11 protein-coding genes are annotated in these 11,862 nt (G+C 67.5%); 6 read left to right on the plus strand and 5 right to left on the minus strand.

Going from position 1 to position 11,862, the window contains the following annotated elements:
• Window positions 1–28: 28 nt before the first annotated feature.
• The 4 genes from LH128_RS18075 to ybeY form a co-directional block, all read right to left on the minus strand.
• Window positions 29–751 carry a DUF2059 domain-containing protein gene (locus LH128_RS18075; RefSeq protein ID WP_008831115.1) on the minus strand — a complete coding sequence of 241 codons (723 nt, stop codon included), beginning with the start codon at window positions 749–751 and terminating at the stop codon, window positions 29–31.
• Between the two features lie 225 nt (window positions 752–976).
• The gene (locus LH128_RS18080; protein ID WP_172705104.1) at window positions 977–1,861 is read right to left on the minus strand and encodes a LysR substrate-binding domain-containing protein; all 885 of its coding nucleotides are present in this window, start codon (window positions 1,859–1,861) and stop codon (window positions 977–979) included.
• A 55-nt stretch (window positions 1,862–1,916) separates the two neighbouring features.
• Complete coding sequence (locus LH128_RS18085; RefSeq protein WP_008831117.1) at window positions 1,917–2,834, minus strand: hemolysin family protein; 918 nt, start codon at window positions 2,832–2,834, stop codon at window positions 1,917–1,919.
• Between the two features lie 7 nt (window positions 2,835–2,841).
• Window positions 2,842–3,348: an rRNA maturation RNase YbeY gene (gene ybeY, locus LH128_RS18090; protein WP_008831118.1), complete on the minus strand. Its 507-nt coding sequence runs from the start codon at window positions 3,346–3,348 to the stop codon at window positions 2,842–2,844.
• Window positions 3,349–3,614: 266 nt separating this feature from the next.
• Between ybeY and LH128_RS18095 the strand changes: the two genes are divergently transcribed.
• From LH128_RS18095 to LH128_RS18120, 6 genes are all read left to right on the plus strand, one after another.
• Window positions 3,615–4,790 (plus strand): aminotransferase class I/II-fold pyridoxal phosphate-dependent enzyme, encoded by a 1,176-nt coding sequence (locus LH128_RS18095; protein WP_008831119.1) that lies wholly within the window; start codon window positions 3,615–3,617, stop codon window positions 4,788–4,790.
• Window positions 4,787–5,398 carry an alpha/beta fold hydrolase gene (locus LH128_RS18100; RefSeq protein WP_008831120.1) on the plus strand — a complete coding sequence of 204 codons (612 nt, stop codon included), beginning with the start codon at window positions 4,787–4,789 and terminating at the stop codon, window positions 5,396–5,398. Before LH128_RS18095 ends, LH128_RS18100 begins: the two co-directional genes overlap by 4 nt.
• Window positions 5,395–6,180, plus strand: coding sequence for a methyltransferase domain-containing protein (locus tag LH128_RS18105; RefSeq protein ID WP_008831121.1), 786 nt, complete (start codon window positions 5,395–5,397; stop codon window positions 6,178–6,180). Before LH128_RS18100 ends, LH128_RS18105 begins: the two co-directional genes overlap by 4 nt.
• Window positions 6,177–6,809, plus strand: coding sequence for a dethiobiotin synthase (bioD, locus tag LH128_RS18110; RefSeq protein ID WP_008831122.1), 633 nt, complete (start codon window positions 6,177–6,179; stop codon window positions 6,807–6,809). Before LH128_RS18105 ends, bioD begins: the two co-directional genes overlap by 4 nt.
• On the plus strand, window positions 6,806–8,074 hold the full coding sequence (locus LH128_RS18115; RefSeq protein ID WP_008831123.1) for an adenosylmethionine--8-amino-7-oxononanoate transaminase: 1,269 nt from the start codon (window positions 6,806–6,808) through the stop codon (window positions 8,072–8,074). The genes bioD and LH128_RS18115 overlap by 4 nt, the downstream gene beginning before the upstream one ends.
• Before the next feature lie 330 nt (window positions 8,075–8,404).
• Complete coding sequence (locus LH128_RS18120) at window positions 8,405–10,579, plus strand: TonB-dependent siderophore receptor (RefSeq protein ID WP_008831124.1); 2,175 nt, start codon at window positions 8,405–8,407, stop codon at window positions 10,577–10,579.
• Window positions 10,580–10,728: 149 nt separating this feature from the next.
• Here the strand turns inward: LH128_RS18120 and LH128_RS18125 are convergent, their stop codons facing one another.
• Entirely contained in the window at window positions 10,729–11,766 is a 1,038-nt protein-coding gene (locus LH128_RS18125; RefSeq protein ID WP_008831125.1) for a hypothetical protein, read from the minus strand.
• Window positions 11,767–11,862 lie beyond the last annotated feature (96 nt).

Below are 11,862 nucleotides of genomic sequence, written 5' to 3' on the forward strand. Positions count from 1 at the left end.
CAGGGCCTAGCCGGACGGGTGGGCTTTGTTACTCCACCTCCTTCTTCGCCTCGCCCTCGTCCAGCTCCTTGCGCGAAATGCCGAGCAGCCCGGCCAGCTTGTCCTTCTCGGCGCTCTTGAGGTCCGCGTACTTGCGCGGGGCAGGCAGATCGGCGGTGGAAGCCTTCACCTTGTCGATGATCGCCGGCATTTCCTTCATCAGCCGGGGCATCAGCGCCTGCATCCTGTTCATGACCTCGGGCGACATCATGATGATGTAGGAATCCGCCGCGTAGGCCTTGCCCGTCGGCGTGGCGAAGAAGGCGTTCATCTCCTGCAGCTGCTTCGCGTCGAACCGTCCGGCGTAGGCGCTCGCCAGACCGTCGCGGATGTCGGGCTCGAACTGGGTCATCAGGCCCATCATGTCGGTCATCATCGTACGGGTGGTGGCCGACATGCGCTGCTTGAAGGCCGGGTCGTAGATCTCCATGATCTGCGCCATGGTGCCGCTGCCCAGCTTCTCGGTATCGACGCCGCTGATCCCGGCAAGGTCCTTGAGCGGCATCTGCATCATGGAATCCATGATGGAATCCATCATCTTGTCCATCGTGCCGTTCATGATCCGGCCATAGGTCCCGAGCGGGAACACGTAGTCGACCGTCTGCTTCGCAGCGGCAAGACGCGCCGGGTCGGCGGCAGCTACGCGCTCGGCCGCAAGAACAGGCGAAGCCGACGCCAGCAGGGCGGCGCAAGCGGTAAGGACGAAACGCATCTGAGATACTCCCACAGGTCCGCTCGAACGGGACGCCGCAGGGCATATCCCGTTCGCCACTATGGGAAAAATGAAAATGATGGTTGGTCGCAGATGCCAGATCGTGCGCCTCGCCGCGCGGGCTTCGACAAGCTCAGCCTGAGCGGGACCGGGAGGTTCGCACCAACTCCGCTCGCCCTGAGCTTGTCGAAGGGCCTCGGATCAGCTCCGCGACGACCCGAAAGGTCAAAGCCCCGCTTGCAGCAACCACTCGTGGAAGATGCGCACCGGCCGCGCTTCCAGCGACTTGGGGCGACACACGAACCAGTAGCGGTACGGGCTCTCCACCTCGATGTCGTAGACCCGCGCCAGCCGCGTATCGTGCGAGCGGCGGAAATGGTCGTCGTGCATGATCGCGATGCCCAGACCCTGCGCCGCCGCCTCCAGCACCAGCTGGCCGGAATCGAAGCGGTCCACCGAGGCCGGGTCGAGATCGGGCAGGTCGATCGCGCGCTTCCACGCATCGAGGCTGTCGGGCAGGTCCTGATGGATCAGGAACGTCTGGCGCGACAGCTTCGCCTCGTCCGGCACCGGGCCCAGTTCCTCGGCCAGCGCCTGCGAGGTGATCGCATAGACCTTGTTGTGATCGAGCTGCACCCGGTAATACTGCGGGTCCGGCTCCTTCGCGAGGATGATCGCGGCGTCCAGCGTATCGCCGACGCGGTCTTCCAGATGCGCGCCGGTATCGATGTCGATGTGCAGGCGCGGATGCAGCTTGCGCAGTTCGGGCAGCCGCGGGAACAGCCGCTGGCCGCCGAACAGCGAAGGCACGCCCAGATGCAGGCGCAGCACCTGGCCGCGATCGATCTGCGCCTCGACCGCTTCGGCCAGTTCTTCCAGCTTGGGCGCGATGGCGGTGTAGAACGCCTGCCCCTCGTCGGTCAGTTTCATCGCCTGGTGCTGGCGGGTGAACAGGCGCTTGCCGGTGAAGTCCTCCAGCGCGGCGACGCGGCGCGACAGGGCCGAGGGACTGAGCGCCAGCTCGTTGGCTGCCGCCTTGGCGGAACCGAGACGCACCACGCGCACGAAAGCTTCGAGCGCACGCAGGGGAGGTAGACGACGTACTGGCACTATTGCGGTCTTTTCACTCGGTTATGGCCGCCGCCGGAGGGTCCGGCGGCAGCGGTTATTCGGCCTCGCTCTCCAACTCTTCCACGGGCGGATGCAGGCGCAGGCGCGTCACGCGCCGCTCGTCGCCGTCCGTCACCTCGATCTTCCAGCCGCTTTCGTGGTCCAGGACCGCGCCCACTTCGGGCACTTGTCCGGCCAGCACGAAAGCCAGGCCGCCGAGAGTATCAACCGCTTCCTCGACTTCGGCCAGCCGCGGGTCGATCCGCTCGGCCACATCGTCCAGTTCGGCTCGGGCGTCCGCGTCCCACATACCTGCGTCGATTGCAACCAGCAATTCCTCGGGCGCATCATCGTGCTCGTCCTCGATCGAGCCGACGATCTCTTCCACGAGGTCCTCGATGGTGATGATGCCGTCGGTGCCGGTGTACTCGTCGATCACGACCGCGAGGTGGATGCGCTGGGCGCGCATGTCGGCCAGCACGTCCAGCGCGCCGCGCGATTGCGGGACGTAGAGCGGCTGGCGCATCAGCGTCGTCCAGTCCTCGGGCGGAGGCGCGCTGCGGGCCAGCAGCGGGAACACGTCCTTGATGTGGATCATGCCCTTGATGGCGTCGAGCGTCTCTCCGTAGACCGGCATGCGGCTGTGGCCGTGCTCGGCGAAGGCTTCCACCACTTCGGCCCAGCTGGCCGAGGCGGGGATCGCCACGATCTCGCTGCGCGGGATGGCGACGTCGTCGGCATCGTGCTCGCTGAAATGCAGGAGGTTGCGCAGCATCTGCCGCTCAATCGGCGAGAGATCGCCGGTCAGCGCACCGCTGGCCTCACCTTCGTGCTCGTTGATGACTTCCTCAAGCTGGGCGCGCAGGGACTGGTCGCCCTCTGCGTGGAAAAGCCGCTTGAATGCACGCCAAAGCGTGTTGGTACTGTCCCCTTCTCCGAAACCGGAGTCGGCGTGGCGGCCATTGTCGGCCATCGTACGGTTAAATCCCTGTTGCTGCAGTGCGGTCCCCATATGGGTCGGGAATGCCTAAAACTGCAAGTGTCTTTGTTTCGAGCGCTTCCATCGCCTCGGCATCCTCGTCAGACGTCTCGTGATCGTGGCCCGCCAGATGGAGCAGGCCATGGATGATGAGATGCGTGGCGTGGTGCGCGACCGGAATGCCCTTCTCGGCGGCTTCTCGCGTGCAGGTTTCGCACGCCAGCGCGAGGTCGCCGAGCATTTCGGGCGGCCCGTCCTCGTCCAGATCGAGCAGGGCCTCGCGCTCCAGCATGGGGAACGAGAGCACGTTGGTCGGCTTGTCCTTGGCCCGCCATTCGCGGTTGAGGACGTGGACTTCGGCGTCGCTGGTGAACAGCAGGCTGGTGGTGAGGCGCTCGTTGTCCAGCTCGGGCGCGAGGGTGACGAGGGCTTCCAGCGCCGCCTGCGCGAGATCGGCCCAGTCGGTCGCGGCGTCCCAGGGTTCTTCGATGTCGATTTCGAGGTCCATGGAATGCGCCTTATCGCGCGGGGTGGCCGGGGTCGAGTGGTTCCGCCCTCGCCAAACCCCGTCATTGCGAGCGCAGCGAAGCAATCCAGGGCGGCGTAAACCGCCCTGGATTGCTTCGCTGCGCTCGCAATGACGAAAAAGGGATCCGGCAAGGCCCCGTGGGAGAGAGGAAACGATCGCCGAAACCTCGCCGGACACCCCTTCATACCTCCCCCCGGACAAACCGCCCATTGTGCCAAGGACCCGCTTGCCATACCGGGCGAGGCATGAGCCGGCTCGATTCACACCTCGAGGCAGCGCTGGAGCGCATTACCCGCGCCGGACAGCGCCGGACCTTGCGCGCCACGACCATGCTGCCCGGCGGCCGGATCGAGCGTGCCGGGCGCACGATGCTCGACTTTTCCAGCAACGACTACCTCGGCCTCGCGCGCCACCCGCTGCTGGTGGAGCGCTCCGCCGAGTGGGCCGCGCGGGACGGTTCCGGCTCCGGCTCCTCACGGCTGGTGACCGGGACGAGCGCGGCGCACCTTGCCCTCGAAGCCCGCATCGCCGAATTCAAGCACTGCGAGGCGGCGCTGATCTTCGCCAGTGGCTGGCAGGCCAACGCGGCGGCGATCCCGGCGCTGCTCGCGGCCATCCCGGGCGTGGCCATATTCACCGACCGCCTGATCCATGCCTCGATGCACGCGGGAATCGCGATGGCGGGCGTGCGCCAGCACCGCTTCCGCCACAACGACCTGGGCCACCTCGAAACCCTGCTGGCGGAGAAAGGCGCGGATGCCCCCGCCCGCCTGATCCTGACCGAGAGCGTGTTCTCGATGGACGGCGACCGCGCCGACATGGTGCGCCTCGCCGATATCGCCGAGCGCCACGACGCCGCGCTGTTCGTCGACGAGGCCCATGCCACCGGCGTGCTCGGCCCCGAGGGGCGCGGGCTTTCGGCGCTGGTGCCGGGCAAGGTCGACCTCGTGATGGGCACCTTCAGCAAGGCGCTGGGCGGCTTCGGCGCCTACGTGGCCGGATCGCGGGTGCTGATCGACTACCTGACCAACGCCGCGAGCGGCTTCATCTTCACCACCGCCCCGCCGCCCGCCGTGCTGGGCGCGGTGGACGCCGCGCTGGACCTGCTGCCGGGCATGGATGCCGAGCGCGTGCACCTCGCCGCACTGGGCGACCGGCTGCGCGCAGGGCTGGCCCGCCTTGGACTCGACCACGGCGCGTCCTCGACCCAGATCGTGCCCGCCGTGATCGGACCGGAGAACGAGGCGATGGCGCTCTCCGCAAGGCTGGAGGCGGCAGGTTTCCTCGCCTCCGCGATCCGCCCGCCGACGGTGCCGGCCGGCACCAGCCGCCTGCGCCTCGCCCTGCGCGCGGGGCATTCGGAAGCCGACATCGACGCCCTGCTCGCCGCTATCGAGGCAATCACCGGAGAGCGGGGGTGAAGCTGCTGTTCGCCCACGGCTGGAGCTTCGATCGCCATTTCTGGGAACCGCTCGCCGCGCTGCTGCCCGAGTGGGCGCACGAAATCGACGATCGCGGCTACTTCGGCGCGCCGCATGAGCCTGCCGTCGAAGACGCCTGCCTCGCAATCACCCATTCCTTCGGCACCATGCGCGTCCTCGCCGCCCCGCCGCCGGGCCTCATGGGAATCGTGGCGATCAACGGGTTCGAGCGGTTCACCGCCGTTCCGGGCCGACCGGGCGTCCCGGTACGCGTACTCGACCGCATGCTGCGCCGCTTTGAGACCGACCCGCGCGGCGTGCTCGCCGAGTTCCGCAAGACCTGCGGCTCCACCGAGGCCTTCGGAGAAATCGACCCCGAAGCGCTCGCCTCCGACCTCCTGCGCCTGCGCGACGCCGCCCCGTCGCTGCCGGACGTGCCGATACTGGCGATCCACGGCACCGCCGACCCGCTGCTCCCGCCCGAGATGCGCGCCGCCACGTTCACCGGAGCACAGGTCCGCCGCATCGACCACGAAGCGGGCGGCCATCTCCTGCCGCTGAAAGCCCCGGAGCTGTGCGCCGCCGCCATTCGCGGGATGCTCGCATGAGCCGCCGCGAACGCATCCGCAGCGCCTTCGCCGCCGCACCCGACTACGACGGCCATGCCCGCATCCAGCGCGAGGTCGCTACGACCCTCGCCGCACGCATCGCCGCGCTGGACCTCCCGCCCGCCCCGCGCGTGCTGGAGATCGGCTGCGGCACCGGCTTCCTGACCTCCGCCCTGATGGCGCAGCGCATCGGCGGCGACTGGCTGGTCACCGACATCGCGCCCGAAATGGTGGAGCGTTGCCGCGCCGCGCTTCCCGCCTCCGACGACCGGCGCACCCTGCATTTCGCCACCCTCGACGGGGAGCATGGCACCCCCGAGGGCGCCCCGTTCGACCTCATCTGCTCCAGCCTCGCGGTGCAGTGGTTCGACGATACGCCTGCCGCCCTCGCCCGCCTGTCGCAGTGGCTGGCGCCCGGCGGGCACCTCGTCGTCACCACGCTGGGACCGCGCAGTTTCCACGAGTGGCGCGCCGCGCACGAGGCCGAGGGGATAACTCCCGGCACCCCCGCCTACCCCCCGGTGGAGGCCTTCGCGACGCTCTCCCCCGAGACGCTGCTGGTCGAGGACGTGACCGAAACCCACCTCGATCCGCGCGCCTTCGTACGTGCGGTCAAGGCCATCGGCGCAGGCACCTCCGCGCCTTCGCACCGGCCTCTCAACCCGGCGCAGCTGCGCGCGGTGATGGCGCGGTTCGCCCAAAGCGGATGCAACGTCACTTACGAGGTGGTGACCTGCCACTTGCGCCGCGCCCCGACATTTCCTTACGTGAGCCCCCAATGACCCAGCGCACCCTGATCGTGACCGGCACCGATACCGGCATCGGCAAGACCGTCTTCGCCGCCGCGCTGGCGGGGGCGCTGGGCGCGCATTACTGGAAGCCGGTGCAGGCCGGCATCGAGGAGGAAGGCCCCGACGCCCAGCGCGTCGGCTTCCTCGGCGGACTGCCCGAAGGCAAGGTGCTGGCCGAGGCCTATAGCCTGACCACGCCCTGCTCCCCCCACCTCGCCGCCGAGATCGACGGCGTGACCGTCGACACCGCCCGCCTCGCCCTGCCGGAAGTCGATGGACCGCTGGTGGTCGAGGGCGCAGGCGGCGCTCTGGTACCGATCTCGCGCACGGAAACCTACGCCGACCAGTTCGCCCGCTGGGGCGCGCCGGTGGTGCTGGTGGCGCGCACGATGCTCGGCACGATCAACCACTCGCTGCTCTCGATCGAGGCCTTGCGCACGCGCGGTGTGGAGGTGCTCGGCGTGGCCTTCGTCGGCGATGCGGTGGAGGACAGCGAGGCCACCATCTGCGCGATGGGCAATGTCAAGCGCCTCGGCCGCCTGCCCCGCCTCGATCCGCTGACTCCCGAGACGCTGGCCGCCGCCTTTGCCGCAAACTTCCGCCTGGAGGACTTCGCGTGACTCTGCCCCCGGCTGCATCGCCCGTCTGGCACCCCTTCACCCAGCATGGCCTGGGCGAGCCGATCCCGCTCGTCACCCATGCCGAAGGCGCGCTGCTGCACACGGCGGACGGGCGCACGGTGATCGACGCGATCTCGTCCTGGTGGGTGACCACCCACGGCCACTGCCATCCGCGCATCATGGCCGCCGTGGCCGAACAGGCCCAAAAGCTCGACCAGCTGATCTTCGCGGGCTGGACGCACGAACCCGCCGAGCAGGTCGCCGCCGGACTGACCGCGATCATGCCGAGCGAACTGACGCGGGTATTCTTCTCCGACAGCGGCTCCACCAGCGTCGAGGTCGCTCTGAAGATGGCGCTCGGCTACTGGCATGCGCAAGGTGAAGCGCGCCACCGCATCGTCGTGATGGAGCATTCCTACCACGGCGACACCATCGGCGCGATGTCGGTGGGCGCACGCGGGGTGTTCAACCAGCCTTACGCGCCGCTGCTGTTCGACGTCGGCCGCATTCCCTACCCCGCCGCCGGAGCGGAGCAGGACACGCTCGACGCGCTCGAAGCCCTGTGCCGCGAGGGCGACATCGCCGCGCTGATCCTGGAGCCGCTGATCCTCGGCTCGGGCGGCATGCTGGTCTACGGCCCGGAAACGCTGCGGGCGATGCGCGAGATTTGCAGCAAATACGGCGTCCTGTTCATCGCCGACGAGGTCATGACCGCATGGGGCCGTACCGGCACCCTGCTGGCCTGCGAACAGGCCGAGGTGGTCCCCGACATCCTGTGCCTGTCCAAGGGCCTGACCGGCGGCTCGCTGCCGCTGGCGGTAACCATGGCAACCGAGGACATCTTCGCCGCGCACTGGTCCACCGACCGCGCGAAGATGTTCTTCCATTCCTCCAGCTACACCGCCAACCCGCTGGCCTGCGCCGCCGCCGCCGCCAACCTCGCGATCTGGGCCGAGGAGCCGGTGCGCGAATGCATCGGTGACCTCGCCCGCCGTCAGGCCGCATGGCTGGAGAAGCTGGGCCGGTTCTGCCACTTCGACAACCCGCGCACGCTCGGCACGATCGCCGCGCTGGACATGCGCACGATGGGCACCGGCGGCTACATGGACAGTCTCGCGCCCGAACTCATGGCCTTCTTCCGCAGCCGCGACGTGCTGCTGCGCCCGCTGGGCAACACCGTCTACGTGATGCCGCCCTACTGCATCACCGACGACCAGCTCGACGACGTGTGGAACGCCATCGGCGAGGCCGTCGTCTCGTTCTGACGGCCGATCCGGGCATCTGCCGGGCAGGCATTTCCCGGAGCGATATTCCATGGCACGGTCATGGATCGGGCCTCTGATCGTCATGCCCGCGATGGCATGGATCGATCCCCTGACGGCGTACGGTCGCGCGCAGGCGAGTTTCCGCCTTCGCGGGAATGACGATCAAACACGCCACACGTCCCCGGAATTACGGATTTGTCGCGCTGCCGCATTGCCACATTTGCGACCAAATGAAATTGTCACGCAATATTGCTATTGCGAATGATACTCATTCCCGTTAGCGGCGCCTGCAAACGAGTGCGTGAAATCCGCAAGCAGGGGGATTACCAAATGAAGTTCAAGTTCGCTCTCATGTTGGGGTGTGCAGGCGTCCTGGTCGCCGCTCCCGCCGTGGCCCAGACCGCAGGTGAGGAAACCGATGGCGACCAGATCGTCGTCACCGGCAAGTACACGATCCAGAACAAGATCGACACCGCCACCGGCCTCGGCCTGTCGGTTCAGGAAACGCCGCAGTCGGTCTCGATCGTGACCGCGCAGCGCATCCTCGACCAGAACCTGATCAGCGTTAAGGATGTGATCGTGAACGGCGTGGGCGTCGCCGTCAGCGAAGTCGACGACGTGCGCAACTCGTTCTTCGCGCGTGGCTTCGAGATCCGCAACACCCAGGTCGATGGCGTCCCTGCCGCATGGACCCTCGCCGGCGGCAACGGCGAGACGAGCATCGACGTCTCGATTTACGAGCGCGTCGAGATCGTGCGCGGCGCCACCGGCCTGCTCTCCGGCGCGGGCGACCCGTCGGCCTCGGTCAACCTCGTGCGCAAGCATGCCGACGCCACCGAGCTGACCGGCTATGCCAACGCCAGCATCGGCAGCTGGAACACCTGGCGCCTTTCCGCCGACGTCGGCGGCGCGCTGACCTCGGACGGCCGCGTGCGTGCCCGCGTCGTCGGCCGCTACGAGGAAGGCGAGTATTTCATGGATATTCAGGACCGCAAGAAGTGGGTCCTGTACGGCGTGGTCGAGGCCGACCTCACCGACTCCACGCTGGTCCGCGCGGGCATCAGCCACCAGGACACCAAGCCCAAGGGCGCCAGCTGGGGCTCGCTGCCCACGTTCTACACGGACGGAACCACCACCGACCTGCCGCGCTCGCAGACCACGGCGGCGAACTGGACCTACTGGAACAGCACCAACCAGAACATCTACGCCACCGTGCGCCAAGGCTTCGGTGACAACTGGAACCTGACGGTCAACTACAACCGCCTGAAGAACACCGGCGATACCCAGCTGCTCTACATGTACGGCGGCGTCGACAAGGCAACCGGCACGATCGAGTCGAGCAACCCGTACAAGTCCAAGGGTCTCAGCGTCCAGAACAGCTTCGACGCGCAGTTGAAGGGTGAATTCAAACTGTTCGGACGCGACCACGAGATCGTCCTGGGCGCGCTGCACAGCGTCCTGAAGCGCCACACCGACAACTATGTCGCGCCTTACACGGAGAACAATCCGGCCTGGGGCACCGGGCTGAATTCGTGGGCCACCAACACGCCGCTCATCGGCCAGAAGGGCCTGCCCTTCCCCGAGCCCGTCTGGGGCACCACCGCCGTGCGCAACGAACAGGAGCGCATCGAGCAGACCGGCTACTACGGCGCACTGCGCATGAACATCGCCGATCCGCTCAAGGTGATCGTCGGCGGCCGTATCTCCAGCTGGAGCCAGAAGGGCTTCGCCTGGAGCGGCACCAGCGACTACGGCGATGACAACGTGTTCATCCCCTACGTCGGCGCGCTCTTCGACGTGGCGTCGAACCACCGCATCTACGCCAGCTACACCAAGATCTTCCAGCCGCAGAACTTGCGCGATCGCGACCTGAATCTGCTCGACCCACTCAACGGCAATGCCTACGAGATCGGCCTGAAGAGCAACTTCTTCGGCAATGCGCTGCAGACCTCGATCGCGCTGTTCCGCATCGAGCAGGACAACGTGGGCATCACCGACGGCGAGCCGATTCCGGTCGAAGGCAGTACCCCGATCCAGCCGTACCGCGCCGCGCAGGGGGTCACCAGCAAGGGCTTCGAGATCGAGGCCACCGGCGAGCCGATGCCGGGCTGGAACCTCAACGCCAGCTACAGCCAGTTCAAGGCCGAGGATGCGAACGGCGTGATCGCCAACTCCGACCAGCCGCGCAAGCTGCTGAAGATCTTCACCACCTATGATCTTTCCGGCCTGCTGGACGGCCTGACCGTGGGCGGCGGCGTGAACTACCGGAGCAAGGCCTACACCGACGGGCTCAACCCCTACACCGGCGCGGCCTTCCGCTTCCAGCAGGGCGGGTACACGCTGGTCAGCCTGATGACGCGCTACAACGTCAGCGAGGCACTGCAGATTCAGGGCAACCTGGAGAACCTGTTCGACAAGAAGTATTACAGCCAGATCGGTTCGTTCAGCCAGTACCGCTACGGCGCGCCGCGCAACTTCACGATCAGCGCGAACTACAAGTTCTGATCGGGGCCTATTTCTGATCGGGAGCAGGCGCCCACCCCGCTGCGATTAGGCAGCAAGCTGCCAAGTCTCGCGGCCCTCCCGCAAGCGGGAGGGCTATGCTTCTCCCCTCCCGCTTGCGGGAGGGGAGGGACGGAGGTGCGCCTTCCCCACTACAACTCCATTACGCTGGGCTTGCTCGACCGTTCGATCATGCCCGTCGCGCGCTTACCATCCCACGTATAAACCGCGTGCGCCTGCTGGACGATCGGCCAGTCTTTGGGCCAGTCCGGCGGCAGCACATGCCCGCCGCGAGAGCGGGTATTGGCGAAAGTCCGCCCCGCAATCTTCATCCGGCGCCCGTCCACCGTCTCCAGCACGCAGGACACGTCCTCGCCGCCGGTCACCAGCCGCCGCAGCCAGGGGATCACCACCGGCCGCGCGCCGGTGCGCACCCCGTCCTCGATGATCCAGCCTTCCGAGTAGCTCGGCGGCTCACCCTCGCGCACAGGGTAGGAATTGAACCCGAACGCGCGGCCGTCCGGGAACACGGCGGACTGCCAGCAATGCCCCCAGAATCCCGCGAAGGCGCGGAAACCCGTTCGGCGGATGCGCAGGCCATTGCCGCGAAACGCGCGCTCCTCGCCATCAATGACGAGGGTGCCGCTGCAGCGGAACAGTTGCTCGTAGCGCGGGCTCATGTAGTCGCCCTGCTTGCCGCCGAGCGCCTCGGCTGCTTCGGGCAGGATCGTGCCCGGCTCCCAAGGGATCGCGGCCATCTCCATGTCGACGGTGAAGGCGACCTTGCTCCACGCGGTTTCGGCGAAATCGGGGTTGTCGAGGATTTCCTGCGCGCTGGTCCGCGCCACCGGCCCATCGAAGGCAGCCGTCCAGCGGCGAAACGGCTCCGCGCATTCGAAGCGTACCGGGCCAGTCCCGCGCACCGAGGGCCTGCCTTGAGTGTCGTAGGGGGAATGCGGCTCGCCCGCGCCGCGCCGCGACCACAGGCGCCCGTCGGCGAAGGCGATGTCGAGCCACAGTTCGTGCCGGTCCCACTGCGCGCCGACCGCCTCGACGCCCACGCGCATGGCGAAGAGGCCGTTCTCCTCTTCGATCCACACGTTGACCGCATCGCGGATGCCGTCGTCGGGCTTTTCGGCCACGACGAATTCGCGCTCGACCGGGATACCGCCCGACAGGTCAGCCACCATCACTCTCCCTCCTCGTTTCGAGGGAGACTGTCACGCCATACGCGCCGGGTCATCCACGAGGCCCGCGCCGGGGCGATACCTCGTCATCCCGGACTT

This window comes from Sphingomonas sp. LH128, from assembly GCF_000293195.2.
Taxonomy (GTDB): Bacteria; Pseudomonadota; Alphaproteobacteria; order Sphingomonadales; family Sphingomonadaceae; genus Novosphingobium; species Novosphingobium resinovorum_A.

Bases quoted from the DNA above. Each gene is read 5' to 3' on its own strand.
- LH128_RS18075 (WP_008831115.1), bottom strand. From the start codon at position 751: ATGCGTTTCGTCCTTACCGCTTGCGCCGCCCTGCTGGCGTCGGCTTCG.
- LH128_RS18085 (WP_008831117.1), bottom strand. From the start codon at position 2,834: ATGGCCGACAATGGCCGCCACGCCGACTCCGGTTTCGGAGAAGGGGAC.
- ybeY (WP_008831118.1), bottom strand. From the start codon at position 3,348: ATGGACCTCGAAATCGACATCGAAGAACCCTGGGACGCCGCGACCGAC.
- LH128_RS18095 (WP_008831119.1), top strand. From the start codon at position 3,615: ATGAGCCGGCTCGATTCACACCTCGAGGCAGCGCTGGAGCGCATTACC.
- LH128_RS18105 (WP_008831121.1), top strand. From the start codon at position 5,395: ATGAGCCGCCGCGAACGCATCCGCAGCGCCTTCGCCGCCGCACCCGAC.
- bioD (WP_008831122.1), top strand. From the start codon at position 6,177: ATGACCCAGCGCACCCTGATCGTGACCGGCACCGATACCGGCATCGGC.
- LH128_RS18120 (WP_008831124.1), top strand. From the start codon at position 8,405: ATGAAGTTCAAGTTCGCTCTCATGTTGGGGTGTGCAGGCGTCCTGGTC.
- LH128_RS18125 (WP_008831125.1), bottom strand. From the start codon at position 11,766: ATGGTGGCTGACCTGTCGGGCGGTATCCCGGTCGAGCGCGAATTCGTC.